Origin of the sequence: Rhabdaerophilum sp. SD176 (assembly GCF_030143245.1) — a bacterium.
In the GTDB taxonomy this organism is placed as follows: domain Bacteria; phylum Pseudomonadota; class Alphaproteobacteria; order Rhizobiales; family Beijerinckiaceae; genus Rhabdaerophilum.
Genome location: NZ_JARJNS010000002.1, coordinates 229,818 through 254,902 on the forward strand (window position 1 = coordinate 229,818; position 25,085 = coordinate 254,902).

At 65.1% G+C, this 25,085-nt stretch carries 29 protein-coding genes and 1 other RNA gene; 6 read left to right on the forward strand and 24 right to left on the reverse strand.

All coding sequences use genetic code 11. From position 1 onward, the window contains the following. Positions 1–28 precede the first annotated feature (28 nt). From tolA to ybgC, 4 genes are all read right to left on the reverse strand, one after another. Positions 29–1,213, reverse strand: a complete 1,185-nt coding sequence (tolA, locus tag P0652_RS04830; protein ID WP_284177637.1) for a cell envelope integrity protein TolA — start codon at positions 1,211–1,213, stop codon at positions 29–31. Positions 1,214–1,228: 15 nt separating this feature from the next. Then, positions 1,229–1,675: an ExbD/TolR family protein gene (locus P0652_RS04835; RefSeq protein ID WP_284177638.1), complete on the reverse strand. Its 447-nt coding sequence runs from the start codon at positions 1,673–1,675 to the stop codon at positions 1,229–1,231. 12 nt (positions 1,676–1,687) lie between these two features. Then, on the reverse strand, positions 1,688–2,404 hold the full coding sequence (gene tolQ, locus P0652_RS04840; protein ID WP_284177639.1) for a protein TolQ: 717 nt from the start codon (positions 2,402–2,404) through the stop codon (positions 1,688–1,690). Between the two features lie 166 nt (positions 2,405–2,570). Next, the gene (ybgC, locus tag P0652_RS04845; protein WP_284177640.1) at positions 2,571–2,972 is read right to left on the reverse strand and encodes a tol-pal system-associated acyl-CoA thioesterase; all 402 of its coding nucleotides are present in this window, start codon (positions 2,970–2,972) and stop codon (positions 2,571–2,573) included. Positions 2,973–3,072: 100 nt separating this feature from the next. Here ybgC and phnD point away from each other — a divergent pair, with 100 nt between their 5' ends. Beyond that, positions 3,073–3,990: a phosphate/phosphite/phosphonate ABC transporter substrate-binding protein gene (phnD, locus tag P0652_RS04850; protein WP_284177641.1), complete on the forward strand. Its 918-nt coding sequence runs from the start codon at positions 3,073–3,075 to the stop codon at positions 3,988–3,990. Between the two features lie 40 nt (positions 3,991–4,030). Here the strand turns inward: phnD and P0652_RS04855 are convergent, their stop codons facing one another. The 5 genes from P0652_RS04855 to ruvC are packed head-to-tail and all read right to left on the reverse strand — an operon-like array spanning position 4,031 to position 7,590. Then, positions 4,031–4,942, reverse strand: coding sequence for a metallophosphoesterase (locus P0652_RS04855; protein WP_284177642.1), 912 nt, complete (start codon positions 4,940–4,942; stop codon positions 4,031–4,033). A gap of 43 nt (positions 4,943–4,985) precedes the next feature. After that, complete coding sequence (gene ruvB / locus P0652_RS04860; protein WP_284177643.1) at positions 4,986–6,023, reverse strand: Holliday junction branch migration DNA helicase RuvB; 1,038 nt, start codon at positions 6,021–6,023, stop codon at positions 4,986–4,988. After that, positions 6,020–6,487 carry a GNAT family N-acetyltransferase gene (locus P0652_RS04865; RefSeq protein WP_284177644.1) on the reverse strand — a complete coding sequence of 156 codons (468 nt, stop codon included), beginning with the start codon at positions 6,485–6,487 and terminating at the stop codon, positions 6,020–6,022. Before P0652_RS04865 ends, ruvB begins: the two co-directional genes overlap by 4 nt. Next, positions 6,484–7,101 (reverse strand): Holliday junction branch migration protein RuvA, encoded by a 618-nt coding sequence (gene ruvA, locus P0652_RS04870; RefSeq protein ID WP_284177645.1) that lies wholly within the window; start codon positions 7,099–7,101, stop codon positions 6,484–6,486. Before ruvA ends, P0652_RS04865 begins: the two co-directional genes overlap by 4 nt. Before the next feature lie 3 nt (positions 7,102–7,104). Next, entirely contained in the window at positions 7,105–7,590 is a 486-nt protein-coding gene (gene ruvC / locus P0652_RS04875; protein WP_284177646.1) for a crossover junction endodeoxyribonuclease RuvC, read from the reverse strand. 68 nt (positions 7,591–7,658) lie between these two features. Between ruvC and P0652_RS04880 the strand changes: the two genes are divergently transcribed. After that, the gene (locus tag P0652_RS04880; RefSeq protein WP_284177647.1) at positions 7,659–8,414 is read left to right on the forward strand and encodes a sulfite exporter TauE/SafE family protein; all 756 of its coding nucleotides are present in this window, start codon (positions 7,659–7,661) and stop codon (positions 8,412–8,414) included. Between the two features lie 5 nt (positions 8,415–8,419). Here the strand turns inward: P0652_RS04880 and P0652_RS04885 are convergent, their stop codons facing one another. From P0652_RS04885 to P0652_RS04905, 5 genes are all read right to left on the reverse strand, one after another. Beyond that, positions 8,420–9,166: a YebC/PmpR family DNA-binding transcriptional regulator gene (locus P0652_RS04885; protein ID WP_284177648.1), complete on the reverse strand. Its 747-nt coding sequence runs from the start codon at positions 9,164–9,166 to the stop codon at positions 8,420–8,422. Between the two features lie 102 nt (positions 9,167–9,268). Further along, positions 9,269–10,084 carry a TIGR00282 family metallophosphoesterase gene (locus tag P0652_RS04890; protein ID WP_284177649.1) on the reverse strand — a complete coding sequence of 272 codons (816 nt, stop codon included), beginning with the start codon at positions 10,082–10,084 and terminating at the stop codon, positions 9,269–9,271. A 45-nt stretch (positions 10,085–10,129) separates the two neighbouring features. Next, a non-coding RNA gene (gene ssrS / locus P0652_RS04895) (6S RNA) lies at positions 10,130–10,287 on the reverse strand. 110 nt (positions 10,288–10,397) lie between these two features. After that, the gene (locus P0652_RS04900; RefSeq protein ID WP_284177650.1) at positions 10,398–10,778 is read right to left on the reverse strand and encodes a cell division protein ZapA; all 381 of its coding nucleotides are present in this window, start codon (positions 10,776–10,778) and stop codon (positions 10,398–10,400) included. Positions 10,779–10,782: 4 nt separating this feature from the next. Further along, a complete protein-coding gene (locus tag P0652_RS04905) occupies positions 10,783–11,052 on the reverse strand; it encodes a DUF4164 family protein (RefSeq protein WP_284177651.1) in 270 nt (89 codons plus the stop codon). A gap of 256 nt (positions 11,053–11,308) precedes the next feature. Here P0652_RS04905 and P0652_RS04910 point away from each other — a divergent pair, with 256 nt between their 5' ends. After that, on the forward strand, positions 11,309–13,213 hold the full coding sequence (locus P0652_RS04910) for a propionyl-CoA synthetase (protein ID WP_284177652.1): 1,905 nt from the start codon (positions 11,309–11,311) through the stop codon (positions 13,211–13,213). A gap of 90 nt (positions 13,214–13,303) precedes the next feature. Here P0652_RS04910 and P0652_RS04915 read toward each other — a convergent pair whose 3' ends face one another. Continuing rightward, positions 13,304–13,981 (reverse strand): DUF1013 domain-containing protein, encoded by a 678-nt coding sequence (locus P0652_RS04915; RefSeq protein ID WP_284177653.1) that lies wholly within the window; start codon positions 13,979–13,981, stop codon positions 13,304–13,306. Positions 13,982–14,162: 181 nt separating this feature from the next. On the opposite strand from P0652_RS04915, the gene P0652_RS04920 reads away from it, so the two are divergent. After that, the gene (locus tag P0652_RS04920; protein ID WP_502947460.1) at positions 14,163–14,351 is read left to right on the forward strand and encodes a DUF1192 domain-containing protein; all 189 of its coding nucleotides are present in this window, start codon (positions 14,163–14,165) and stop codon (positions 14,349–14,351) included. Positions 14,352–14,714: 363 nt separating this feature from the next. Further along, positions 14,715–15,263, forward strand: coding sequence for a protease adaptor protein RcdA (gene rcdA, locus P0652_RS04925; RefSeq protein ID WP_284177654.1), 549 nt, complete (start codon positions 14,715–14,717; stop codon positions 15,261–15,263). Between the two features lie 81 nt (positions 15,264–15,344). Here rcdA and rpmE read toward each other — a convergent pair whose 3' ends face one another. Next, a complete protein-coding gene (gene rpmE / locus P0652_RS04930; protein WP_284177655.1) occupies positions 15,345–15,575 on the reverse strand; it encodes a 50S ribosomal protein L31 in 231 nt (76 codons plus the stop codon). A 185-nt stretch (positions 15,576–15,760) separates the two neighbouring features. Between rpmE and P0652_RS04935 the strand changes: the two genes are divergently transcribed. Beyond that, on the forward strand, positions 15,761–17,578 hold the full coding sequence (locus P0652_RS04935) for an ABC transporter transmembrane domain-containing protein (protein WP_284177656.1): 1,818 nt from the start codon (positions 15,761–15,763) through the stop codon (positions 17,576–17,578). A 15-nt stretch (positions 17,579–17,593) separates the two neighbouring features. Here P0652_RS04935 and P0652_RS04940 read toward each other — a convergent pair whose 3' ends face one another. The 8 genes from P0652_RS04940 to gap form a co-directional block, all read right to left on the reverse strand. Next, positions 17,594–18,613, reverse strand: coding sequence for a peptidoglycan -binding protein (locus tag P0652_RS04940; RefSeq protein ID WP_284177657.1), 1,020 nt, complete (start codon positions 18,611–18,613; stop codon positions 17,594–17,596). Next, positions 18,613–19,599: a flagellar motor protein MotA gene (locus P0652_RS04945; protein ID WP_284177658.1), complete on the reverse strand. Its 987-nt coding sequence runs from the start codon at positions 19,597–19,599 to the stop codon at positions 18,613–18,615. Before P0652_RS04945 ends, P0652_RS04940 begins: the two co-directional genes overlap by 1 nt. An 87-nt stretch (positions 19,600–19,686) precedes the next feature. Next, the gene (locus P0652_RS04950) at positions 19,687–20,499 is read right to left on the reverse strand and encodes an inositol monophosphatase family protein (protein WP_284177659.1); all 813 of its coding nucleotides are present in this window, start codon (positions 20,497–20,499) and stop codon (positions 19,687–19,689) included. Positions 20,500–20,588: 89 nt separating this feature from the next. Continuing rightward, positions 20,589–21,230: a thiamine phosphate synthase gene (locus P0652_RS04955; protein WP_284177660.1), complete on the reverse strand. Its 642-nt coding sequence runs from the start codon at positions 21,228–21,230 to the stop codon at positions 20,589–20,591. Positions 21,231–21,310: 80 nt separating this feature from the next. Continuing rightward, positions 21,311–22,378, reverse strand: a complete 1,068-nt coding sequence (gene fba, locus P0652_RS04960; RefSeq protein ID WP_284177661.1) for a class II fructose-bisphosphate aldolase — start codon at positions 22,376–22,378, stop codon at positions 21,311–21,313. 23 nt (positions 22,379–22,401) lie between these two features. Beyond that, positions 22,402–23,610, reverse strand: a complete 1,209-nt coding sequence (locus tag P0652_RS04965; protein WP_284177663.1) for a phosphoglycerate kinase — start codon at positions 23,608–23,610, stop codon at positions 22,402–22,404. Next, positions 23,607–23,987, reverse strand: coding sequence for a hypothetical protein (locus P0652_RS04970; RefSeq protein WP_284177664.1), 381 nt, complete (start codon positions 23,985–23,987; stop codon positions 23,607–23,609). The genes P0652_RS04965 and P0652_RS04970 overlap by 4 nt, the downstream gene beginning before the upstream one ends. 48 nt (positions 23,988–24,035) lie before the next feature. After that, positions 24,036–25,043, reverse strand: coding sequence for a type I glyceraldehyde-3-phosphate dehydrogenase (gap, locus tag P0652_RS04975; protein WP_284177665.1), 1,008 nt, complete (start codon positions 25,041–25,043; stop codon positions 24,036–24,038). Between the last annotated feature and the right edge of the window lie 42 nt (positions 25,044–25,085).

Sequence of the window (25,085 nt, forward strand, 5' to 3'; positions counted from 1 at the left end):
GTCGGTCTCGCGGGGCTGGCGAACGGGCTCATTGCATTTCCGAAGTGTCGATGTTCAACCGGACGTTCTTCCAGTCTTCGTAGGTGTTCATGAAGCGGGCCGGGATGCGGTAGGGCTGGCAATTGCGCAGAGCCCGCATCGAGGCCTCGGCGAAAGGCATGAAGTTCGGCTCGCCGGAGCGGTTTGCCACCTGGACCTGGCTGACAATCGCGCCATCGCGACCGAGGGTGAAGGTAATCTGCGGGCCGGTCTTTGGCGCGGAGCCGGAATAGTTGATGCAACGGTTCATCTGTTCGGTGAGGATGCCGATCAGCTGCATGCGATCACTCGGCGAAAGCTTGTTGCCCGTGGCCTGAGCCGTGCCGGCCGTCGAGCGGGCATTGACCGCAGCACCTGTCGAGCCGGTTGAGGAGGGTGCCTCACGGGAGGTGAGCAGGCGGTTTCGGATTGCATCGTTGAGTTTCTGTTCCTCGGCCGCCTCGCGGCGCGCCTTTTCCTCGCGCGCCTTCTTCTCGGCTTGGGCCTTGCGACGCTCTTCGGCCTTCTTCTGTTCCTCGGCCTTCTTCAGTTCTTCCGCCTTTTTCAGCTCTTCGGCCTTCTTGAGATCTTCGGCGCGCTTCTGTGCCTCGGCTTCGGCCTTGAGTTTCTCGTCCAGCTTGCGTTTGGCCTCGGCGGCGGCCTTGGCCTCCTCGAGCTTGCGCTGTTCCTCGATCTTCTTGCGACGCAGGAGTTCGGCCTGCTCGTCCTCGCGGTCATCCTCCTCCACCTTGACGGGCGGGGTCGGCACCGGCGGGGCGACGCGGAGTTCGGGCGGGCGGGTCGGCGGGATGATCGCCGCGAGTTGCTGCTGTTGCGGCGGCTCGGGCTTCGACTCGACCTGCTGGGGTTCGGAACGGCTCGGCGGAGCGGGCACGTCGCGCTTGGCCTGGCCGGGATCCTTGTCTTCCTTCGTCTCGGCGACGCGGTCGATCCGGCGCTCCGGCGCCGGGCCGACAACCTTCGATTCCTTGTCGCCGCGCATCATCTCGCTGAATTGCTGGTCGCTCACGACATCGACCGCGACGGCTTCCTGCGCCGGCGTGAAGGGCTTGGCGGAACTGAAGGAATAGAGGCCAAGGCCGAGCACGAGGGCATGGCCAAGGGTCGAGAGAAGGGTGCCCGGCTCGCGCCAGGAGATGGCCCCCCTCAGATTGTCGACCAGCGCCTTCGGCACCGTGCCAGACCTCCGTTACTTCGTTTCGGCCGGTGCGTTGACCAGCCCTATCTTCGTGTAGCCGGCGCGCTGGAGCACGCCCATGACTTCGCCGACGCGGCCGTAATTCACCTGCGCAGCGCCGCGGACATAGATCCGCTCGTCATAGCCCTGCTTGGCGATGGCGCCGATCTCGGCAGCCAGCGTCTCGATGCGGGTTTCCTTGTCCTGCAGGAAGAGACGCCCGCGCTCGTCGATCGTGACCGAAATCGGCTTCTGATCGATGTTGAGCTGCGAGGCGCCGGTCTTCGGCAGGTCGACCGGAACGCCGGTGGTCAGCAGCGGCGCGGCAACCATGAAGATCACCAGCAACACAAGCATGACGTCGATGAAGGGGATCATGTTGAGATCCGCCATCGGCGCCGCCCGGCGCGACCGCCGCCTCTTGCCGCCGCCTCCGCCTGCATTCATTGCCATGGCCATGGCCCGCGCTCCTCAGGCTGCGCCGCGCGCCGGCGGCTGGCCGGCGCGCTCGTCGATCTGGCGCGAGAGGATGGCGGAAAATTCATCCGCGAAGCTTTCCAGGCGGCCCTGCGTGCGGGACACGTCCTTGACGAACTTGTTGTAGAAGATATTGGCCGGAATGGCCGCCACCAGCGCGATCGCCGTGGCGAACAGCGCCTCGGCAATGCCCGGCGCGACGACGGCCAGCGAGGTGTTCTTCGAGGCGGCGATCGAGCGGAAGGTCGTCATGATGCCGAAAACCGTGCCGAACAGGCCGATATAGGGTCCGACCGAGGCGATGGTGGCCAGCACCAGCAGCTTCGATTCCAGCCGCTCCACCTCGCGCGAGATCGAGACGTCGAGCACCTTGTCAATCCGGGTCTGCAGGCTGGCGAAACCGCGGCCCGAACCCTCGAAGGTGCGGCGCCATTCGCCCATCGCCGCCACGAACAGCGCGGCAAAGCCATCGGTCGTCTTCTGGTGGAGCGAGCGGTAAAGTTCGTCGAGGCTCTGGCCGGACCAGAACGTATCCTCGAATTCGTTCATGCGGGCCTTCATCGCGCGCAGCATCATCGCCTTGTTGATGATGATCGCCCAGGACCAGATCGACGCGGCCATCAGCCCGAGCATGACCAGTTTCACGATGAAATGGGCATGCAGGAAGAGGGCAATCAGCGAGAGATCGGGAGTGGCTTCGGCGCCGGGCATGAGACTTCCTTCTTTCCGGCGCCCGGAGGCTCCGACAGGGACAGAACGCGGCTCTTGACCCCGTTTTGCGACCAAACTGAGGCGCAGCACGGGCAAAGCCGCAGCCGGGACCGTGCGTGGAACGCCGGTTCTATCCATCGACCTTTATGGTTAACCTTTGGTATATTCAGAGCTTGTGCAATGCAACAAGCTGTGCCCGGAGAGCGGGATCGAGCCGTTTCGGCCGCCCCTTCGCGAGGAAGGCTATGGTGACTTCGGCTTCGGCGAGGCATGCGCCGTCGCGGAGCAGGCGCTGGTGCATGCGCAGGCTGGCACCGCCGATTTCCGTGATCCGCGTCCCGACCGTGACCTCGTCATCCATCCGCGCGGGCTGGTGATAATCGATCGAAAGATGCCGCACGACAAAGGCGAAGGGGCCTCCCTGGGCCTCGAACAGGACGCGCTGGTCGATGCCCGCCTCGCGCAGCGCCTCGGTGCGACCGCGCTCGAAGAAATGCAGGTAGCGGGCATGGTAGACGAAGCCGGAGAAATCCGTGTCCTCGTAATAGATGCGGAGGGGGAGTTCCATTGCGACGCCTCTCGACCTGTCGATTGTCCGTTCGCTGTCGGCGTAATGTCACCAAGTCGTGCCATCCATCCCATGGAAAAACCAGATGGAGGATGTTGCCATGAACCGGGTTCTGTCGCGCCGTGCCACGATGCTGGGTCTTGCTCTTGCGCCGGTCGCCGTCAAGGCCCAGGCGGACTGGCGGAGCCAGTTCAAGGAATTGCGGGTGGGTGTTTCCTCGGCGGAAAACGAGGCTGGTGCCCTCTCGCGCTGGGAGCCGGTTGCGAAGTATCTGACGGATCAACTCGGCGTCCCGACGCGGACCTACCGGGTCGCCGATTATGCCGGCCTTGTCGAGGCCATGCGCGGCGATCAGATCGAGTTCTCGCGCTTCGGGCCGGCAGTCTATTCCCTCGGCCGGCGGATCATGGGCGACAAGCTGAAGCCGATCTTCCGCGACATCGATAACAATGGTGCCGAAGGTTACTATTCGGTCGTCATTGTCCGCTCGGACAGCCCCCTGCAGTCGCTCGCCGATCTCAAGGGCAAGCCCTTCCTGTTCGCCGATCCGAATTCCACGTCGGGCTATGCGTTCCCGCAATATTTCATGAAGAAGCAGGGCTTCGACCCGGCGACGCATTTTTCCGCGACGGCATTCTCCGGCAGCCACGAGAATTCTGTCATCGGCGTGGTCAAGGGCCAGTATGATGCCGCGGCCACCTACTGGACGAATGCCGAGAGCGGTATGGTCCAGCGTCTCGAAGGGCGCGGCATGATTGCCAAGGGTTCAACCCGGATCATCTGGCGGTCCCCGCTGATCCCGAACAGCCCGTTCTGCGTTCGGGCGAACCTTCCGGTCGGGCTCCAGGATGCGGTCCGCGATGCCATGGTCAGCATGAAGGACCGGGCGCCGGATGTTTTCAAGGCGCTGACCGATGGCAAGGTCAAGGGCTATGCCCCTGCCAAGCACGAGGATTATCTCGATGTTGTCGCTGTGATCGAGGAACTGGACCGCGAGCGCAAGAAGCGCGGAAGCTGAAAATCCTCCCGGACCCCGGTGCGCCGCTGCGGGGCGCCGTTCATGCCTCGCCCAGTTCGATCAGCACGATTTCCGGCGCAACGCCCACCCGCACCGGCGCGATGCTGCAACCGAGCCCGCCGGAGACAACGAGGTGGACTTTGCCTCTTTGGAAATGTCCATGAGGATAGATCTTGCTGCCAATGGATGCCGCGGCAGGGCGCCAGCCCAGGATGTTGACCTGACCGCCATGGGTATGGCCGCACAGGGTCAAGCAAAAGCGATCCGGAACAGAAGGAAAGATATCCGGCTCGTGGGCAAGCAGGATGGCAGGTTCATCGGACTTCAGAAGCGATATCGTCGCACCCAGGTCGTCCAGCCCGACAACACGCCGTCCAGCTGGCGCGCCGCGTTTCAGGATCGCGAGTTGGTCAGCCAGCCCTGCAAGCCAGAATCCCTTCCCATCTTTCTCCAGTCGAACAACGCCGTTTTCGTAGACGGGGATGCCGACACCCTCGAGCGCCCTTCGAGCGATAGTTACACCGCCCCCTTGCCGTTGGGCTTCTCGATCATCCCACCAGTCATGGTTTCCGAGAACAGCATGCACACCGAGAGGTGCAGTAAGCCGACCAAGAGGCTTGGCCCATTCAGAGGAAGAAATCTCGCCAAGCCGCCATCGTTTCATCCCCGCCACATAGTCGCCGAGGAGGACGACAAGGTCCGGCTTCAACGCATTGGTCTGGTCTACGATCGAATGAATCCGCTCCACGGACATCCATGGTTCACAGGCATGGATATCGGCCAAAGCCGCAATCCTGAGATTGGTGCCCTTTGGCCATTCCTCGGGCGCCAGCCGGTAACGGGCGATGCGCGGTCGCTGCAAGGGGCCGTAACCAAAGGCATAGGCGGCGCCGGCTGTCAGGCTGACCAGGCTCGCGCCGAGGAATTTCAGGAGCGTTCGACGGGAGAGCATGGACGAGGACTTCTGGAGGCTGGGTCGGCCCGGTGGCCGGTTTTCACTCTTCTTCCCCGGCAAAGAGGTTGAATTGTGGCGCTTCCCGCGCCGGCGGGTTCATCCCCAGATGGCGGAAGGCGGCATCGGTGAGCAGCCGGCCGCGCGGGGTGCGCTGCAGGAAGCCCTGCTGGAGGAGATAGGGCTCGATAATGTCCTCGATGGCATCGCGCGGCTCGGACAGGGCGGCGGCCATGGTCTCGATGCCGACCGGCCCGCCGGAGAATTTCTCGGCGATGGTGGTGAGGTAGCGCCGGTCCATCAGGTCAAGGCCGATGGAATCCACATCGAGCATGGTCAGGGCCTTGTCGGCGATGGCGCGCGTCACCCTGTCCGCGCCCTCGACGATGGCGACATCGCGCACGCGGCGGAGCAGCCGGCCGGCAATGCGCGGCGTGCCGCGCGCCCGGCGGGCGATCTCGTTCGCGCCATCTTCGCTCATGCCGATGCCGAGCACGCGCGCGCCGCGCGTCACGATCAGTTCGAGTTCCGCCACGGTGTAGAAATTCAGGCGGATGGGAATGCCGAAGCGATCCCGCAGCGGCGTTGTCAGCAGGCCGGCGCGGGTGGTGGCGCCGACAAGCGTGAATTTCGGCAGGTCGATCTTCACCGAGCGCGCGGCCGGCCCTTCGCCGATGATCAGGTCGAGCTGGTAATCCTCCATGGCGGGGTAGAGGATTTCCTCGACCGCCGGGTTGAGGCGGTGGATCTCGTCGATGAAGAGCACGTCGCGCTCGTCAAGGTTGGTCAGCTGCGCGGCGAGATCACCGGCCTTGGCGATGACGGGGCCGGAGGTCGAGCGGAAATTGACGCCAAGCTCGCGCGCGACGATCTGAGCCAGCGTCGTCTTGCCAAGGCCGGGCGGGCCGACGAAGAGCACGTGATCGAGCGCCTCGCCGCGCGCCTTGGCGGCCTGGATGAAGACCTTGAGGTTTTCCTGCGCCTGCTGCTGGCCGATGAATTCACCGAGGGCGAGCGGGCGGATGGACTGATCGACATCATCGCCGCGCTTTTCGGGATTGAGGAGGCCGGGGCGGGTCATAGCGTCTTCTCGAGGTCGATCAGGTCGCGAATGGGCAGGCCATCCGGGTCGACCATCGGGATGGAGGGTTTCTCGCGGCGGATCCCGGCCACGGCGTCGCGATGCAGGGCGGCGAGATGGTAGCCGCGCTTCTGGAAGAAGCGGAGGGCGCCGAGATTGTTGTTCGTCGTGGCGAGGATCATCCGTGTCGCGCCGAGCTGGCAGGCCTCGCGCTCAGCGGCGTCCATCAACGCCGTGCCGGTGCCCTGCTGCTGCGCCTCGGTGTTGAGACTGACCAACTCGGCAAGGCCGGCCTGCACAGCGAAGGTGACGAGCCCGGTCATGGCGCCGGCGCCATCGCGCGCGGCGAAGGCGTGCACTTCCGCCGGGCCATAGCGCCGCCGGGGGGTGACAATCATCTCGCCGCGCCAATGCTGGCGCCATCCGGCGAGCAGATCCTCGAGGCTGGCGGGTGCGATGATCACTTCGCCAGCTCCTTCAGGCCCTGCCGGATAAGCTGGCCGGTTTCCGCCGCCTCGCCCAAAGCCTTTGCCGCGGCAGCCACGGCGGCAGTGGCCTGTGGCTGGCCATAGCCGAGATTGACCAGCGCCGAGATCGCATCCTTCAGCGGACCCTTCACCCGGCCTTCATCCGCCTCGCCGGCGAGTTTTGCCACAGCGGGATCGACAGAACCGAAAGCGGGCGCCTTGTCCTTCAGTTCCACGCAGATGCGTTCGGCCAGCTTGGGCCCGACGCCGGAGGTGCGGGCGATGGCGGCCTTGTCCTTCATGGCGATGGCATTGGCGAGTTCGGCCGGGCGCAGCGTGGAGAGGATGGCGAGCGCCACTTTCTGGCCGACGCCCTGCACGCCGAGCAGGATGTTGAACCATTGCTGCTCCACCGCGCTGGCGAAGCCGAACAGGCGGATCATGTCCTCGCGGACGATGGTCTCGATGAAAAGCGTCGCCGCCTCGCCGGCCTGCGGCAGGGCCTGCAGGGTCCGGCTGGAGCAATGCACGAGATAGCCGACGCCATGGACATCGAGGATCACGGTATCCTCGCCGTAGCTGTCGATCACGCCCTTGAGCTTGCCGATCATGATTTATCCCCGACCGCGATTATGGGCATGGCAGATGGCGATGGCGAGCGCATCGGCCATGTCGTCTGTGCGAAACTCGGCCTTGGGCAACAGCACCTTCACCATCATCCGGATCTGCGCTTTCTCGGCATGGCCTGCGCCGACCACGCTCTTCTTGACCTGGTTCGGCGCGTACTCGGCCACACGCAACCCCGCCTGGGCCGGCACCAGCATCGCCACGCCGCGCGCCGCGCCGAGCTTCAGGGTGGAGCGGGGGTCCTTGTTCATGAAGGTCTCCTCCACCGCCGCTTCCTGCGGGGTGTGATCGGCGATCACCACGCGCAACCCCTCGTGGATGGCGGCCAGCCGGTCGGCCAGATCGGCTGAGGGAGTCGGCTCCACGGCACCGCAGGCGATATAGGAGAGCCGCGTCCCCTCGCTCTCGATGATGCCCCAGCCGGTATGGCGCAAGCCGGGATCGATGCCGATGATTCGCACGGATTTGCTCATGCGATATCGGTAGTGCCGGATGCCGCCGCGTGCTAGCCGGGAGGGCACGACTCCCCGGAAATCCACCGATGCTTGCCGCACTTTCTTCCCAGGACTGGCTGGTCGTCGCCCTTGGCGCGGCACTCGGCGGGCTGACGCGCGGCTTTACCGGCTTCGGCTTTGCGATGATCTTCATGCCGCTCGCGGCCAGCGTCCTGCCGCCGCATGTGGCGCTCGCCGTGATCTGGGCCATCGATGCGCCCTTCGCGCTGGTCCTTGGCCTGCGCGCTTATCGGGCTGCGGACAAGAAGGGCGTGCTGACCCTGCTCGCCGCTGCGGCGTTGATGTTCCCGGTCGGGCTCTACGCGCTCATCCATGTCGATGCGCTGGTGATCCGCTGGATCATTTCCGGGCTGGTCATGGCGGCCGTCGTGATTCTCGCCAGTGGCTGGCGCTATCACGGCCGGCCGGGCCTTCCGCTCACCCTGTCGGTCGGGAGCCTGTCCGGGCTGTTCAACGGGCTCGCGAGCCTCAGCGGCCTGCCGCTTGCCCTGTTCTGGCTGTCCAGCCAGAACCGCCAGCCGGCCGAGATCCGGGCCGATATGCAGACCTATTTCCTGTTCTCGACCTTCGTTTCCGGAGCCATCCTCGGCTATCGGGGTATCCTGACGGTCGAGACCCTGCTGATCGCGCTCAGCGTCATGCCGGCCTATGGCGCGATGCTCTATCTCGGCACGCGCGGCTACCACATGGCCAGCGAGGCGACGTTCCGGCGCATCGCCTATGCGATCGTCGCGCTGGCGGCGATCCTCTCGCTGCCGGCGCTGGATGGCTGGATCCGCTGAGGCCTTCAGGCCGTCAGCTTCGCCATCACCTCTTCCGACACATCGAAATTCGAGAAGACGTTCTGCACGTCATCGTCATTATCGAGGTTGTCGATGAGCTTCATGATGCTCTGGGCCTTTTCCTCATCGAGCTCGACCGTGTTCTGAGGCTTCCAGATCGCCTTGGCCGAGGCAGGGGCGCCCAGCGAGGCCTCGAGCGCTTTCGAGACATCCGAGAGATCGGAGAAAGCGCAGAGGATGGTATGGCCGTTCTCGTCGGAGGCCACATCATCGGCGCCGGCCTCGATGGCGGCCTCCATCACACGGTCGGCATCGCCGATGTTCGCAGGATAGGTGATCTCGCCGACACGGTCGAACATGAAAGTGGCCGAGCCGGTGGCGCCGAGTTCACCGCCCGCCTTGGTGAAATACGAGCGCACGGCCGCGCCGGTCCGATTGCGATTGTCGGTCAGCGCCTCGACGATCAGCATCACACCGCCGGGGCCGCGGCCCTCGTAGCGCACTTCCTCGTAGCTCTCGGCATCCCCGCCGGCGGCCTTCTTGATTGCCCGTTCGATATTGTCTTTCGGCATGTTCTCGGCGCGCGCGGCGAGAATGGCCATGCGCAGGCGCGGGTTCATTGCCGGATCAGGCAGGCCGAGCTTGGCAGCCACGGTGATCTCACGCGCCAGCTTGCCGAACATCTTCGAGCGCACGGCATCCTGCTTGCCCTTGCGATGCATGATGTTCTTGAATTGCGAATGACCGGCCATGGGCTCACTCCGGGCGCTGGAAAGGTTCGAGATGGGCGCGGCTTATAGCAAAAGCGCGGGCCAAGGAAAGAGTGTGCGGGCGGATTGGCACGCCCGGGCGCGTCACCAGTCGGGCAGGGCTTCGGCGAGATGGGCGCCCTGGCGGACCGGGGCAATGCGGCGGGCGAGGCCGGTGCGATCGTCGGTTTCGACCAGGACGCCGCTGATCGCGCCTTCTCCGGAAGCTGATTCCCAGCGCGAGCCGGGGATTTTCTCAACCAGCCGGCGCGTGGGTTCGCGCCAGTCGAAGCCAATGACCGAGAGGTAGTCCCCGCACATGCCGGCATCGGTCATGTATGCGGTGCCGCCCGGGAAGAGCCGGTGATCGGCGGTGGGCACATGCGTATGCGTGCCGACCGCCATGGAGACGCGGCCGTCGAAATGCCAGGCGAGCGCCTGCTTTTCCGCTGTCGCCTCGGCATGAAGATCAAGCAGGATGGCATCGGCCATCTCGCGCAGGGGGCAAAGCTCGATCTCGCGCTCCGTGGCGCGGAACGGGCAATCCACCGCATCCATCTCGATCCGTCCGAGAACGTTGATGACGAGGACGCGGCGACCATCGGCCAGTTCGACGAGCGCGGCGCCACGGCCGGGCGTGCCGGGCGGCAGGTTGGCCGGGCGGACAAGCCGTGGTGCGCGCTCGATGAAGACGAGCGTCTCGCGCTGGTCGAATGCGTGATTGCCGAGCGTGATTGCATCGGCACCGGCATCCAGCAATTCCTGGTAGATGCCCTCGGTGATGCCGAAGCCGCCGGCGGCATTTTCGCCGTTGATAACCACGCAATCCGGCTTCAGCCGGGCGCGCAGGGCCGGGAGGTAGCGCTGGACGGCTTCGCGGCCGGGACGGCCGACGACATCACCGAGAAAGAGTAGACGCATGGATACCGCCTGCGGAAACTCGTGCCGCGCAAGACGGCGGGAAGGTGCGGAGCCGCGAAGACCGGTGGAGTGTCGATCCCGGGAACCTACATAAGTAGGTGGGCGCCGTGTACCCGGACCCACGAGTCCGGATAGGTACAGCTCCCTAAGGATCGTTAAGGCCCCGGGGAATACGTATAACCTGCCGCATCCCGCAGCCCCGCATCACCAATGTAGGCGCTGCTGGGCACAAGGGAAAGAGGTTTCGGACAGGATCAAGAACGAAGTGCGGCGCGGGAGCTGCAGGTGCGCCCGGCGCTCTGTTCCTTGCGTATCATTCGTGTCGGGATTCGGTCTTCGGTGCGGAGAGCATGCGGGCGATGCGGTCGATCCGCTGGGTCAGGCCGTCGAGGCTGGCGGCAATTGCATTGTCGCGCTGGAGGGCTGCTTCATGCACATTCTGGCGGGAATGCCGGTCCTGCTCGGCCATTTGCTGCAGCTCCGTGCCCTTGCGGCGCTCCTCGAACAGTTCGTCCGTCACCATCAGCGCCGCCATCACCGTGAGCCGGAGATCACCGATCTCGCCGAAGGATTCGCGCACCATGCGGATGCGGTTGTCGAGATCGAGGGCCAGCGCTTCGAGATGCTGTTCCTGCCCGTCCTCGCAGGCCATGCGGAACTGCTTGCCATCGATGGTCACGGTGACATGCGCCATCCGGTCAGTCCTGGGCGAGGCTCTGCCGCAGGGCCGCGATGGCGCGGTCGATGCGGGGCGCGAGATCGGCGAGATGGGTCTCGGCGAGGAGGCGGGAGGCCTTCTCCTCGTCAAGGGCGCGGGCCAGCTGATGGCGATCCTCGCGCATGAGCGACAATTCGCTTTCGAGCGTCTGGCGGGCCCGGTCCCCGTCCGCATGGCGAAGCGAGGCCGCATCAAGGCGGTCCAGGGCTGCGGACATCCGCGCCAGGGCTTCGCGTATCGGATCGCTCACCGGTGTATTCCATTCTGCATCGCGGCCCGTGCCGCATGCGCGCTGCCCGAGGCGCCAGCCCGAACAGGCGCTTGGACGGCAAAACTTATGCGGTGCCTGAGCGCCCGGTCAACCGAGGAAACGCGGATGTGCAAGGTTTTCAGCGCTTGAATGCAAGGTTCCCGACAATGACATGTTCCACAAATTGCCAAGAGAATTCGGTCGTGGAACGCGCTATGGGAAACAATATTCTCAAAAGAAGCCTGCGGAGGAAAACATGCTCCAGAGCCGATATTCCGATGTCTATTCCGGCTGGCGGGAATCGCCCGAGTCCTTCTGGCTGGAGGCGGCCCGCGCGCTGGACTGGATCGAGCCGCCGCAGCGCGCCTTCGATGCCGATTCCGGGCTTTATGGCCGCTGGTTCCCGGATGCCCGATGCAACACCGCGCAGAATTGCCTGGACCGGCATGTCGCGTCCGGCCGCGGCGACCAGCCGGCGGTGATCTACGATTCCGCGATGACCGATTCCAGGCAGGTCCTGACCTATTCGGAATTGCTCCGCGCGGTCGAGACGCTGGGCCATGTGCTCAAGGGGCATGGCGTGGCCAAGGGCGATCGGGTCATTCTCTACATGCCGATGATCCCGGAAGCGGTGGTCGCGATGCTGGCCTGCGCCCGGATCGGCGCCATCCATTCGGTGGTGTTCGGTGGCTTTGCCGCGCGTGAACTCGCTACCCGCATCGACGATGCCACGCCGAAGCTGATCCTCGCGGCATCCTGCGGGCTCGAACCCGGCCGGATCGTTGCCTACAAGCCGCTGCTCGACCGCGCGATCGAGGAGGCAACGCACAAGCCGGAGGGCTGCATCATCCTGCAACGGCCGCAGGCTTTGGCCGAGATGACGCCGGGCCGTGATTTCGACTGGCAGGTGGAAACCGGGGCGGCCGAAGCCAAGGGGCCGCTTGCGCCGGAGCCGATGCTGGCGACGGACCCGCTCTATGTGCTCTACACATCCGGGACGACAGGCAAGCCCAAGGGCGTGGTCCGGGACAATGGCGGGCACATGGTGGCTTTGCACTGGTCGATGGGGGCGCTCTATGGCGTCGAGGCCGGCGATGTCTACTGGGCTGCGTCGGATGTCGGCTGGGTGGTTGGCCATTCCTACATTGTCTACGCGCCGCTGCTGAAGGGCTGCACGACCATTCTCTATGAAGGCAAGCCTGTGGGCACGCCCGATCCGGGGGCGTTCTGGCGCGTGATCGCCGAGCACAAGGTGAAGGTGCTTTTCACGGCCCCGACCGCTTTCCGCGCCATCCGCAAGGAAGATCCCGAGGCCAGGCATCTCGCCCGTTATGATCTTGCGCATTTCAAGGCGCTGTTTCTGGCCGGCGAGCGCGCCGATCCGGATACGGTGAAATGGGCGGAGCAGGTTCTCGGCGTGCCCGTCATCGACCATTGGTGGCAGACCGAGACCGGCTGGTGCATCGCCGGTAACCCGCTGGGGCTTGGCTTGCTGCCGGTCAAGCATGGTTCGCCGACGGTGCCGATGCCGGGCTATGACATCCATATCGTGGATGAAGCCGGCAAGGAGGTTCCTGCCGGGCTGATGGGCTCGATCGTGGTGAAGCTGCCGCTGCCGCCTGGCGCGCTGCCGACCCTGTGGCAGGCGGACGAACGGTGCCGCGAGGCCTATTTCGAGGAATTCCCGGGCTATTACAAGACGGCGGATGCCGGCTATCGCGATGGCGACGGCTATCTCTTCATCATGGGCCGGACCGACGACATCATCAATGTCGCCGGGCATCGCCTCTCTACGGGCGGGATGGAGGAGGTGCTGGCCTCGCATCCGGCCGTGGCGGAATGTGCGGTGATCGGCGCTCGCGACACGCTGAAGGGCGAGGTGCCGGTCGGGTTCGTGGTACTCAAGGCGGGCAGCAACCAGGCGCATGCGGCGATCGCCAAGGAATGCGTGGCATTGGTGCGCGACAAGATCGGCCCTGTGGCGGCGTTTAAGACCGCGCTCGTCGTGAACCGCCTGCCGAAAACGCGTTCGGGCAAGATCCTGCGCGGCACGATGAAGAAGATTGCCGATGGCGATGCCTGGTCGATGCCGGCCACGATCGACGATCCGGCGATCCTGGACGAGATCGCCGAGGCGCTGAAGGCGACAACCATCGCCTGAAGACGGCCCTGCGGGCATGAAAAAGGCGGCGCTCCCTCAGGAGGCCGCCCGTCTTCTGCTCCTGCCGGTCGATCCGGCGGAAGGCTGGCCTCATTCCTCGTCGGAATCGATCGGTTTCAGGTCCTTCAGCCGGGCGAAAACATGCTCGGCATCCAGCTCGACCTTCTTCTTCGGCGCTTCCGCTGCCGTGGTCAGTTCGGCGGGGATGAGTGTCGCGCCGGTATCGACCACCGGGGCCGGGGGACGATCCTTCGAAGCGCGGCTGACTTCCAGATCAAGGTCGATCTGCGAGCAGAGGCCAAGCGTCACCGGGTCGAGCGGCTGCAGGTTGCCGGAATTCCAGTGCGTCCGCTCGCGGACCGACTGGATTGTCGACTTGGTGGTGCCGACGAGGCGGATGATCTGGGCATCCTTCAGTTCGGGATGGTTCTTGATGAGCCACTGGATCGCGTTCGGGCGATCCTGCCGCTTCGAGACCGGCGTGTAGCGCGGGCCCTTCGTGCGCTTCAGGTCAGGCAGGCGCACCTTCGGTTCGAGCAGCCGGAGGCGGTAATCCGGGTTGGCCTCGGCCTTCTCGAGTTCCTCGCGGGAGAGCTGGCCGGCCTGGACAGGGTCGAGACCCTTCATCCCGGCAGCAACGTCGCCGTCGGCAATGCCCTTCACCTCAAGCGGGTGAAGACTGCAGAAGGCCGCGATCTGATCGAAGGTGAGCGCGGTATTCTCTACCAGCCAGACAGCCGTCGCCTTGGGCATCAGCAAGCTTGCCATCGATCACGTCTCCTACTTTTCCATCCGCCGGGGCGTGCAGATACGTCTTCCCGTTCGCGCCGCCTTCCCCGGGGCGGCCCGCAGCGAGCAAGTCTCGATGCCAATTTGGGAATGCGCCCTTATACTGTCCGGATTTGGTGCATGCAACAGGCCAGAAAGGCCAATCCGGGGAAACACGCTGATGTTCGATGATGACGCCAAGCCGAAGAAGAAGCCGGTGCACGAGATCGGCCAGGATCTCTCGCTGCTCTCGCTGACGGAGATCACCGAACGAATCACGCAGCTCGAGGCCGAAATCATCCGGCTGAAGGAAGCCCATGCGCGGAAGCAGAGCAGTCAGGCCGCTGCCGATGCCCTGTTCAAACGGTAGCCGGAAAGTCACAGCGCTGGGAAAAATTCGTGAAATCATAGGGTTATTAAAAGATATGACGCATTTGATGAAAATTGTCCGAATTTAACAGGTCCTTAAGCTTTTTCGCATAACCTTCAAACGTTCCGGTTCGCCGGATCCCGAGTGGCTCCTGCTACTCTGTTTGACGCCTCCCTGTTGGACTCATTCCAGGATCGCTCCGGCGATCCTTTTTTTTGGCTTTACGTCCTGGCCAGTGGCTGCCGTCGTTAACCATTCGACCATGCGGGTTCTGTCGAACGCCCCGCTTGGTGTTAGTCTTGCAGAAACCTTCCGTATCAAGCGGCCGCGTCCCATCGCGGCACAGAGGATGCGGAGACGGACATGCAGGATATGACACGCGAACCGACACCCCACGGCCTGGACAAGGCCGGCCTCGAAGGCACGGTCTCCTTCACCGAAAGGATGCTGGCTTCCGATGCCTTCATGGCGCTGTTCCGCGAGGGCATGGCACTCGTCGAGGCGACGGCGGCCTATCTCGATGGCGGCGGCCGCGAGGAATCGAAGGGCCTCGAACGCAATGTCGCGCTGGCCTATGCCAGCGAGAGCATGCGCCTGACCACGCGTCTGATGCAGATGACCTCATGGCTCCTGCTCCAGCGGGCGGTGAACGAGGGCGAATTGTCGCGGGACGATGCCGAGCGCGAGCATCGCCGTGTCGTTGTAGCCATGCAGGACACGACGTTGGGTGATGCCGTCCTGTCGCAGCTGCCAGAGACCTTGCGGCGGCTGATCGAACGGTCGCTCGTTCTCCAGGCGCGTATCCAGCGCATCGACAATGATCTCAAGGGGCAGACGCCGCCGCCCGCCAGCAACCCGGTTGCCGGCCAGCTCGGCCATCTCGCAGCCGCTTTCGGTGCCAAGCTGGCATAAGCCCACAACAAGAAGCCCGCGCGGGGCGCGGGCTCTGTTCCCTGTCCGGGGATCGACCGCGCCGCCGGGCGCGGGACCGCCTTACTTCTTGCCGAAGGACAGGCCGCTGAAGCGGGAATTGAACTTCGACACGCGACCGCCGCGATCCATCAGCTGCTGCGAGCCACCGGTCCAGGCCGGGTGGGAGGTCGGGTCGATATCGAGGTTCATCGTGTCGTTCGCCTTGCCATAGGTCGAACGGGTCACGAATTCGGTACCGTCGGTCATCACGACCTTGATGTAGTGATAGTCGGGATGAATATCCGCCTTCATGGGACCAGCCTTTCAAAACTCCGCTTGCCGGCCGCTTCCGCTGGCCGCCCAAACGCCAAATTCCTTTGCGAGAGCGCCCCTATACATGAGAGCGCTTGACGCGACAAGCGTCTCGCGGCCAAAGACGCATGAAACATCCGGCGGGGTTGCGAGGCAGCCTGGGCCGGCGGAGGAAACCGTCGACGATGAGTGATCCCAAGGGCGAAGCCAAGGCGCGGAGCGGTGGCCGCTTCTCCCGCCTCGACCTTTCCGCGTTGCGTGTCATGCTGCCCTTCGCCAGAGCCGAGGGGAAGCGGATCGCCATCGCGCTGCTGGCGCTCTGTGCGGCGGCCTTGCTGACACTGGCTGTGCCGCTGGCCGTGCGGCGGATGGTGGATTTCGGCTTCTCGGCCGAGAACCGGGGCCTCGTCGACGCCTATTTTGGCATGATCCTGGTGCTGACGATCGGCCTCGCGATGGCGGCCGGCATCCGCTACTACATGGTCATGACCATCGGCGAACGGGTGGTCGCCCGGATCCGCAGCGCCGTGTTCAGCCGCGTCATGTTGCTGGACGGTGCCTTCTACGACCAGGCAAGATCGGGAGAGATCGTCTCCCGCCTGACCGCCGACACGACGGAGCTGAAGTCCACCTTCGGGGCCTCGGCTTCGATTGCGCTGCGCAATGCGATCCTGCTGATCGGTGCGATCACCATGATGGTCGTGACCTCGCCCAGCCTCTCCATCCTGGTACTGCTGGCCATTCCGGCCATCGTCCTGCCGCTCGTCGCGGCGGGGCGGGGTGTGCGCCGCCGGTCGCAGGCGGCGCAGGACACGCTTGCCGAGGCCGCCTCCTTCGCGACCGAGCGGATCGGCGCGGTGCGGATCGTCCAGGCCTTTACCGGCGAGCAGGCCGCGATCCGGCGCTTCTCCGGCGCGGTCGACAGCGCCTACGAGGCTGCCCGCGCCGCGACCGGCGCGCGCGCCGTGCTGACCTCGGTGATCATCTTCATCGCCTTTGCAAGCATCACCTTCGTGCTCTGGACCGGAGCCAAGGCGGTGATCGCCGGCGAGATGACCGCCGGCCGGCTGTCGCAATTCGTGCTCTACGCGGTCTTTGCCGCCTCGGCGCTCGGCCAGCTCTCTGAAGTGTTCGGCCAGCTCAGCCAGGCCGCCGGCGCGGCGCAGCGCCTGTCCGACTTGCTCGCCACACAGCCAGCCGTGGTCGAGCCCGCCGATCCGGCCGTGCCTGCACGCCCGGCCCGTGGCGAGATCACTTTCGAGGATGTCAGCTTCGCCTATCCGACCGCACCGGAACGTCGTGTCATCGGGCCGATCCGCTTCACCATGCGTCCCGGCGAGCGGGTGGCCATTGTCGGCCCGTCCGGTGCCGGCAAATCCAGCCTGATGCAACTGCTGATGCGCTTCTATGATCCGCAGTCGGGGCAGATCCGGATCGATGGCGTGCCGATCGACCGCATCCGGCTTGTCGATCTACGCGGGCTGATGGCCAGCGTGCCGCAGGAGCCGGTGATCTTCGCCGAGACGATCCGCGAGAACATCCGCATTGCGCGTCCGGAAGCCACTGATGCCGAGGTCGAGGCCGCAGCCGAAAAAGCCGCCGTGATGCGTTTTGCCGCCCGGCTGGAGAAGGGGCTCGACACGATGGTGGGCGAAAGGGGTGTGACCCTCTCGGGCGGCGAGCGCCAGCGTATCGCCATTGCCCGGGCGATCCTGCGCGATGCGCCGATCCTGCTGCTCGACGAGGCGACCTCGGCGCTCGACGCCGAAAACGAACGGGCCGTGCAGGAGGCCCTCGAACGGGCCATGGCGGGGCGGACGGCTTTGGTCATTGCCCATCGTCTGGCCACGATCCGCCATGCAGACAGGATCCTCGTGATCGACCAGGGCCGCATCGTCGAGGATGGCACCCATGATGCCCTGGTTGCGCAAGGCGGACTCTATGCGGGGCTGGCGAAGCTGCAATTCACAGGGCACGAGCCGGCCGAGAACGCACCGGCCTGACAGGCGTCCGGCTCTTCAGCGCTCGGTGAGCTTCAGTTCGAGCCGCCGGTTGCGGGCGAGGGCTTCCGGCGTATCGCCGAAATCGAGCGGTGCATATTCACCGAAGCCGGCCGCGACCAGCCGTTGCGGTGAAACACCCTTTGATTGCAGGTAGCGCACGACCGCGATGGCGCGCGCCGAGGACAGGTCCCAGTTGTCCTTGAACTGGCCGGCCCCGGAAAGCGGGCGCTTGTCCGTATGGCCATCAATGCGCGCCACCCAGCTGATATCGGGCGGAATTGTCCGATCCAGTTCGATCAGCGCAGCAGCGAGCTTGTCGAGCTCCTCGCGTCCCGTTGCTTCCATTTCGGCCGCGCCGGACCCGAAGAAGATCTCCGACTGGAAGACGAACCGGTCTCCGACAATCCGGATATCCGGGCGATTGCCGAGCACCGTACGCAGCCGTCCGAAAAAGTCGGAACGATAGCGGTTCAGTTCCTGCACGCGTTGGGCCAGCGCCAGGTTGAGGCGCGAGCCGAGATCGGCAATCCGGAGCTGGGCATCCTTCTCGCGCGTCTCGGTCTGGGCCAGCGCACTTTCCAGCGCCTGCAATTGCTGGCGCATCGCCGTCACCTGCTGGTTCAGCAGGGCGACCTCGCGGAAGGCGCGGGCAGCCGCATTGCGCTCGTCCTCGACGGCGCGGTTGAGCGCGCCGATCCGCGCCTGGTCCGCGCCCGCACTGCCAAGCAGCCCTTCCAGGCGCTCCCGCTCGGCCTTTTCGGTCGCCAGAGTGGCCTGAAGACCCAGGAGGCGCTGTTCGGCAGTGTCCTTGGCATCCTTCTCGAGGGCGAGGAGATCGGTCAGCGTGGCCAGCCGCTGGTTGAGTTGCTGGAGGAAATCATCCTTGCCGGCAATTTCCCGGCTGATGAAGAACTGCCCCAGCATGAAGACAGCCAGCAGGAAGATGAAGACAAGCAGCAGGGTCGACAGGGCATCGACGAAGCCCGGCCAGTAATCGATCCCGCGTTCGCGGTGCCGGCCCCGACCCAGCGCCACTACTCGGCCTTCTTGTCGACCGGGGGCGCCGGGTTCTCCTGCGCCAGCTTTTCCAGCAGCCGCTTCACATCGGCTTGCTGGGCGGCCTGGGCTTCCACCCAGTTGCGGATCATCTGCTGTTCGTTGCGCATATGCTGGACCATGGCCTGGATGCCCTCGGCCAGGTTCGAGATGGACTGCGAGGCATTGCGTCCGGCGCCGGCATCGCTCACCGCGCGGGAGATGCCGTCCAGCGTCTGGCGGAGATCGGCATTGGCGCCGATCGCTGCAGGCTGGTCCTGCACGGCCGAGGACAGCCATTCCTCGACTTCGTAGAAGAACCGGCTCTGCGCCTGCCCGGCCTGCAGGTCGAGGAAGCCCAGTGTGAGCGAGCCCGCGAGCCCGAAAAGCGAGGACGAGAACGCGATGCCCATGCCGGAGAGCGGGGCGGCGAGGTTGCGCTTGAGTTCATCGAAAAGGGCATTGTTCTCGCCGGCGCTCGGGAGTTTCTCGATGACGGTGCCGATGGAAGAGACCGTCTCGATCAGGCCCCAGAACGTGCCGAGCAGCCCGAGAAAGACCAGCAGGCCGGTGAGGTAGCGCGCAAGCTCACGGCTCTCGTCGAGCCGGCCGCCGATCGAGTCAAGCACGGAGCGCAGGGTCATCGTGGAGATGCCGGTGCGTCCGATGCGGTCTCCCAGCAGGGCGGCCATCGGTGCCAGCAGGATCGGTTCGGGCGGTGGCGGGCGGGTCTCATCCGGCTCGATCCGGCTGTTGACCCAACGGATCTCGCGGAAAAGCCGGCCGACCTGCGCGAAGGAAAAAACGATGCCGAGGAACAGGACGAGCCCGATCACGCCGTTCAGCCCGGGATTGGCCCAGAAGGCAACCTGGATCTGCTTCTGCATGACGGCCAGCAGCAAGCCGCCCAGTACGAGGAAAACGATCATCCGGAACAGAAAAAGCCCGGGTGATGTCAACCGTCGGCCCGAACGCGTTTTCGCCATCCCACGATCCTGATCTATTACGCCCAACCTGTCGCGCGGGCAGTCAAGCCGGTTCGGCGCCGCTTGGCAACCCGTTCCGCGCCCCGGTCAGGCGGTTGCCTGGCCGAGAAGCCGCACGAGTGACTGATGCGCCACTTCGTTGCCGGCAACGATGTTCCGGCTCTCGAAGATCCGGGCCGAACCATCCAGTGCGGTCACGAAGCCACCGGCCTCGCGCACCAGAAGGATGCCGGCGGCCATATCCCAGGGCGAAAGGTTCCGTTCCCAGAAGCCTTCCATGCGGCCCGCCGCCACGAAGGCGAGGTCGAGCGCCGCAGCGCCCATGCGCCGTATGCCCGAGCAGCGCGGCATGATGCCCGCCAGTTCGCGGATGAAGAGGCCATGATCGCCCCGGCCGGCATGCGGGATGCCGCAGCCGATCACGGAATCGGCGAAATCGGTGCGCGGCGAGACGCGGAGGCGGTAATTGTCGCGCGGGGTTGCCCCGACCACGAAGGCGCCCTGGCCCTTCTCCGCGATGAACATTTCCTCGCTGACAGGGTTGTAGATGAGGCCGGCGACGATCTCGTCATCGCGCTCGAGCCCGATCGAGATCGCGAATTGCGGGATGGCGTGCAGGAAGTTCGTCGTGCCGTCGAGCGGGTCGATGATGAAGCGATGGGTCTTGTCCGTGCCCTCGACCGAGCCTTCCTCCTCCATGAGGAAGCCATAGCCAGGCCGCGCGCGGGAGAGTTCCTGGAACAGGATCTTTTCGGCCCGCTTGTCGGCCTCCGAGACGAAATCGCCCGGCCCCTTGCGTGAGATGGTCAGCGATGGCAATTCGAGGAAATCGCGGCGGAGCGACTTGCCGGCCTTGATGGCGGCGGCCGTCATCACGTTCATCAGCGGTGAGCGAAGCATGGTCGGATGGTCCTGGGAAACAGCGTTGCGCTTGGTTGCGCGATTACGGGCGGGAAGGCAAGGGGCAGGAAAGCAGGAGGGCTCCCGGCTCAGGTGCCTGCCGGTCGAAGGCTTCGTTCCTTGACCCTGCGGCGGGCTTCCGCCAGCAGGGCTGCGGGATCCTCCGCCTCGAACAGCCACGGGCCGAGGGCGATGAATTCGGCACCGGTCAGGGCCAGGGCCTCGACGCCGTCGAGATCGGGCGCATAGGCGACACAGGGGACCGTGAAGATCGAGGCCCACCATTCCGCCCGCTCCACCGTCTGGCTGAAGGCGGGCAGGGTGCCATCCGGCCGGGGCTCGCCGAACATGACATAGTCGATATCGCGCTCGCCGGCCTCCATCGCATCATGCCGGGCCTTGAGGCCGCCGATACCGACGATGCGATCCGGTTTCAAGGCCTCCACGGCCTCGTCGAGGCGAGGGCCGGGGCCGGCGACATGGACGCCATCAATGCCAAGCCGGGCCACCAGGCGGGCATCGGCAGGCATGTCGATCAGCATGGCCGCGCCGGCTTCCTGAACGAGGCGGCACAGGGCCGAAGCCGGACCCTTGAGTTCGGTGTCGTTGCCAGCGGCGAAGACCGCGCGGAGCACGGCGACGGCGCCGGTGGCGAGCACCGGCTCCAGTTTCGCCCGGAAGGCCATGACATCCGTGATCGGCGGGGTCAGGAGGTAGAATTGCGGGATCATGCCGGTATCCATGCCATAAAACGACGAAAAGGGCGAATGCCGGTTCCGGCACTCGCCCTTGTCGGCAGTGATGCGTAAAATCAGGCGATCTTCGGGTCGAGCGCGCCCTTGGCGTAGAGCTTCGCCATGTCGCTGAGCGGGATGACCTTCTTGATCTTCGACGCCTGGCCGGCGGTGTTGAATTCCTCGAGCCGCTGGCGGCAGAGCTTCGTCATCGCCTCCATGGCCGGCTTGAGGTATTTCCGCGGGTCGAATTCGCCCGGCTCCTCGGCGAGGATGCGGCGGATCTGCCCCGTCATCGCCATGCGATTGTCGGTGTCGATGTTGATCTTGCGGACGCCATGCTTGATGCCGCGCTGGATCTCTTCCACCGGCACGCCCCAGGTCGGCTTCATCTTGCCGCCGAACGTGTTGATGATGTCCTGCAACTCCTGCGGCACCGAGGAGGAGCCATGCATGACGAGATGCGTGTTCGGGAGTTTCCGGTGGATCTCCTCGATCACATGCATGGCCAGCACCTTGCCGTCCGGCTTGCGGGTGAACTTGTAGGCGCCGTGGCTGGTGCCCATGGCGATGGCGAGCGCATCAACCTTGGTTTCCTTGACGAATTTCACCGCCTCGTCCGGGTTCGTCAGCAGCTGGTCATGGCTAAGCTTGCCCTCGAAGCCGTGGCCATCCTCCTTCTCGCCCTCGCCGGTCTCGAGGCTGCCGAGCACGCCGAGCTCGCCTTCCACCGAGATGCCACCGAGATGGGCCATCTCGGTCACGGCCTTGGTCACGCCGACATTGTAATCCCAGTCACCCGGGGTCTTGCCATCGGCCTTGAGCGAACCGTCCATCATCACCGAGGTGAAGCCGGCCTGGATCGCCGTCATGCAGGTGGCGGGCTCGTTGCCATGGTCGAGATGCACGCAGACCGGGATATGCGGGTAGATCTCGGTCACGGCATCCATCATGTGCTTGAGCATGATGTCATTGGCGTAGGACCGCGCGCCGCGGCTGGCCTGGATGATCACCGGCGCATCGGTGGCATCGGCGGCCGCCATGATGGCCAGGGCCTGTTCCATGTTGTTGATGTTGAAGGCCGGCACGCCGTATTCGTGCTCGGCGGCATGGTCGAGAAGTTGGCGAAGCGTGATGCGTGCCATGGTTGGGCTCCCTGGGAGAAAAATCAGGCCGACAACGCCTTCACGCCCGGCAATTCCTTGCCTTCCATCCATTCAAGGAAGGCGCCGCCGGCAGTGGAGACGTAGGACAGGGCCTCGCCGACGCCAGCATGGTTGACCGCCGCAACCGTATCGCCGCCACCGGCGACGGAAACGAGCTTGCCGGCATTGGTCAGCGCGGCGGCCGCGCGGGCCACGGCCACGGTGGCCGTGTCGAAGGGCTGGAGTTCAAAGGCGCCGAGCGGGCCGTTCCAGACCAGCGTCTTCATGCTGTCGAGCTTCGCGATGATGATCTCGGTGGCGGTCGGGCCGGCATCAAGGATCATCTCCTCCGGGCCGACCGAGGTGACCGGCGCGGCGCGATGGAGCGGGTTGGCCTTGAATTCCTTGGCGAGCAAGGCATCCGTCGGCAGAAGGATCTCGCAGCCGGCCGCCTTGGCCTTGGCCTCGATCTCCCTTGCGGTGGCGACGAGGTCATGTTCGCACAGGCTCTTGCCGACATTGACCCCGCGCGCAGCGAGGAAGGTATTGGCCATGCCGCCGCCGATGACGAGGCAATCGACCTTGGCCACGAGGTTGCCAAGCAGGTCGAGCTTGGTCGAGACCTTGGCCCCGCCGACAATCGCCATGACCGGGCGCGTCGGCGCGCCGAGGGCGGCGTCGAGCGCCCTGAGTTCCGCCTCCATGGTGCGGCCGGCATAGGCCGGCAGATGGCGGGCAAGGCCTTCGGTCGAGGCATGGGCACGATGGGCGGCGGAAAAGGCGTCGTTCACATAGGCATCGCCCAACGCGGCGAGGGCGGCGGTGAAGGCGGCGTCGTTCTTTTCCTCGCCCTTGTGGAAGCGGGTATTCTCGAGGCAGAGCACCTCGCCATCGCCAAGAGCGGCGACGGCCGTCTCCGCGTCCGGGCCGATGCAGTTGCCGGCAAAGGCGATCGGCTGTCCGAGGAGACCCGCAAGGGCGACGGCGACGGGGCGGAGGCTCTCGCCGGGACTGGCACGCTCCTCGAAAGTCTCGCCCTTGGGCCGGCCGAAATGAGCCAGCAGGATCACCCGGCCGCCGCGCCCCGCGAGATCGCGGATCGTCGGCAGGATGCGTTCAAGGCGGGTCGCATCCGTGACCTGCCCGTTTTCCATCGGGACATTGAGATCGACGCGGACGAGTATGCGTTTGCCCTTGGGCGCGAGGTCATCGAGGGTCTTGAAGGCGGTCATTTCACGAGGCCCGGGGCGAAGCGGAGCAGGAGGACGAGGAGGAGCGTGGTGGCCGCAGCCGTGACGAGGGCCGTCACGATCAGCGCACCGAAGCGCGGCACCTTCTCGACCCGCGCTTTCAGCGCGGAGACTTCCGTGGAAAGCTCGACCGCGTCGACCGAGCGGGCGGCTTCCTCCACCCGGTGAGCGGCGGCATCGAGGCGGTTTTCCACCCGCCCGAACAGGGCTTCGTAGCGGGCGAATTTCTCCTCGATGCGCGCGGCCTTCTCCTCGATGCGGGAGAGCTGGTCGAGCGCGGAGCGCGGCGGCGCCTTGCTGGCGGGAGCGGGTGCCGGTTCGGCAGTCGGATCGACAGTCGGTTCAATGCGATCGTTCATTCTCAGCTCCCGTCAGGGTTGCGCGCGGCGATCCTTCTTTCCGCGTGGTCAGATCAACTTCGCCATCGCCACGGCGGTATCCGACATGCGGTTCGAGAAACCCCATTCGTTGTCATACCATGACAGGATCGAGACAAGCGTACCGCCCATGACCTTGGTCTGATCCATATGGAAGACCGAGGAATGCGGATCGTGGTTGAAATCGATCGAGACATTCGGCGCGTTGGTATAGCCGAGAATGCCCTTGAGCGGGCCATCGGCCGCCGCCTTGATCGCCGCGTTGATCTCGTCCTTCGAGGTCTCGCGCTTGGCGACAAATTTCAGGTCGACGACCGAGACATTCGGCGTCGGCACGCGGATGGAGGAGCCATCAAGCTTGCCGTTGAGTTCCGGCAGCACGAGGCCGACGGCCTTGGCGGCGCCGGTCGTGGTCGGGATCATCGACAGGCTTGCGGCGCGCGCGCGGTAGAGGTCCTTGTGCATGGTGTCGAGGGTCGGCTGGTCGCCGGTATAGGAATGGATCGTCGTCATCATGCCACGCTCGATGCCGACGGCTTCGTGCAGGACCTTCGCCACCGGGGCGAGGCAGTTCGTGGTGCAGGAGGCGTTCGAGACGACGAGGTGATCCTTGGCAAGCTTGCCATGGTTCACGCCGAACACCACCGTGAGATCGGCGCCGTCGCAGGGGGCGGAGACGAGGACCCGCTTGGCGCCGGCCTCCAGATGGGCTGCAGCCTTGTCCTTCGAGGTGAAGATGCCGGTGCACTCCATGGCGATGTCGACGCCGAGGGCGCCATGGGGCAATTCGGCGGGGTTGCGGATGGCCGTCACCTTGATCGGACCAGTGCCGACATCGATCGTATCGCCATCGACCGTCACCGTGCCGTTGAACTTGCCGTGGACGCTGTCATAGCGGAAGAGATGCGCGTTGGTTTCCACCGGGCCCAGATCGTTGATGGCAACTACCTGGATATCCTTGCGGCCCGATTCCACGATGGCGCGCAGGACATTCCGCCCGATACGCCCGAAACCGTTGATCGCAACCTTCACAGCCATTTCATCCTCCTCGATCCATACTCTGTGCGGTCCCCTTGCTTC

Coding starts and splice junctions, on each gene's coding strand:
- ybgC (WP_284177640.1), bottom strand. CDS start 2,972: ATGGAACTCCCCCTCCGCATCTATTACGAGGACACGGATTTCTCCGGC.
- P0652_RS04880 (WP_284177647.1), top strand. CDS start 7,659: ATGCTTGCCGCACTTTCTTCCCAGGACTGGCTGGTCGTCGCCCTTGGC.
- P0652_RS04920 (WP_502947460.1), top strand. CDS start 14,163: ATGTTCGATGATGACGCCAAGCCGAAGAAGAAGCCGGTGCACGAGATC.
- P0652_RS04855 (WP_284177642.1), bottom strand. CDS start 4,942: ATGCTCTCCCGTCGAACGCTCCTGAAATTCCTCGGCGCGAGCCTGGTC.
- P0652_RS04970 (WP_284177664.1), bottom strand. CDS start 23,987: ATGAACGATCGCATTGAACCGACTGTCGATCCGACTGCCGAACCGGCA.
- P0652_RS04890 (WP_284177649.1), bottom strand. CDS start 10,084: ATGCGTCTACTCTTTCTCGGTGATGTCGTCGGCCGTCCCGGCCGCGAA.
- P0652_RS04950 (WP_284177659.1), bottom strand. CDS start 20,499: ATGCTTCGCTCACCGCTGATGAACGTGATGACGGCCGCCGCCATCAAG.
- P0652_RS04955 (WP_284177660.1), bottom strand. CDS start 21,230: ATGATCCCGCAATTCTACCTCCTGACCCCGCCGATCACGGATGTCATG.
- P0652_RS04900 (WP_284177650.1), bottom strand. CDS start 10,778: ATGGCGCATGTCACCGTGACCATCGATGGCAAGCAGTTCCGCATGGCC.
- tolQ (WP_284177639.1), bottom strand. CDS start 2,404: ATGCCCGGCGCCGAAGCCACTCCCGATCTCTCGCTGATTGCCCTCTTC.
- P0652_RS04910 (WP_284177652.1), top strand. CDS start 11,309: ATGCTCCAGAGCCGATATTCCGATGTCTATTCCGGCTGGCGGGAATCG.
- ruvC (WP_284177646.1), bottom strand. CDS start 7,590: ATGAGCAAATCCGTGCGAATCATCGGCATCGATCCCGGCTTGCGCCAT.
- P0652_RS04945 (WP_284177658.1), bottom strand. CDS start 19,599: ATGGCGAAAACGCGTTCGGGCCGACGGTTGACATCACCCGGGCTTTTT.
- P0652_RS04965 (WP_284177663.1), bottom strand. CDS start 23,610: ATGACCGCCTTCAAGACCCTCGATGACCTCGCGCCCAAGGGCAAACGC.
- ruvB (WP_284177643.1), bottom strand. CDS start 6,023: ATGACCCGCCCCGGCCTCCTCAATCCCGAAAAGCGCGGCGATGATGTC.
- P0652_RS04935 (WP_284177656.1), top strand. CDS start 15,761: ATGAGTGATCCCAAGGGCGAAGCCAAGGCGCGGAGCGGTGGCCGCTTC.
- rcdA (WP_284177654.1), top strand. CDS start 14,715: ATGCAGGATATGACACGCGAACCGACACCCCACGGCCTGGACAAGGCC.
- rpmE (WP_284177655.1), bottom strand. CDS start 15,575: ATGAAGGCGGATATTCATCCCGACTATCACTACATCAAGGTCGTGATG.
- P0652_RS04835 (WP_284177638.1), bottom strand. CDS start 1,675: ATGGCCATGGCAATGAATGCAGGCGGAGGCGGCGGCAAGAGGCGGCGG.
- fba (WP_284177661.1), bottom strand. CDS start 22,378: ATGGCACGCATCACGCTTCGCCAACTTCTCGACCATGCCGCCGAGCAC.
- ruvA (WP_284177645.1), bottom strand. CDS start 7,101: ATGATCGGCAAGCTCAAGGGCGTGATCGACAGCTACGGCGAGGATACC.
- P0652_RS04915 (WP_284177653.1), bottom strand. CDS start 13,981: ATGGCAAGCTTGCTGATGCCCAAGGCGACGGCTGTCTGGCTGGTAGAG.
- P0652_RS04885 (WP_284177648.1), bottom strand. CDS start 9,166: ATGGCCGGTCATTCGCAATTCAAGAACATCATGCATCGCAAGGGCAAG.
- gap (WP_284177665.1), bottom strand. CDS start 25,043: ATGGCTGTGAAGGTTGCGATCAACGGTTTCGGGCGTATCGGGCGGAAT.
- phnD (WP_284177641.1), top strand. CDS start 3,073: ATGAACCGGGTTCTGTCGCGCCGTGCCACGATGCTGGGTCTTGCTCTT.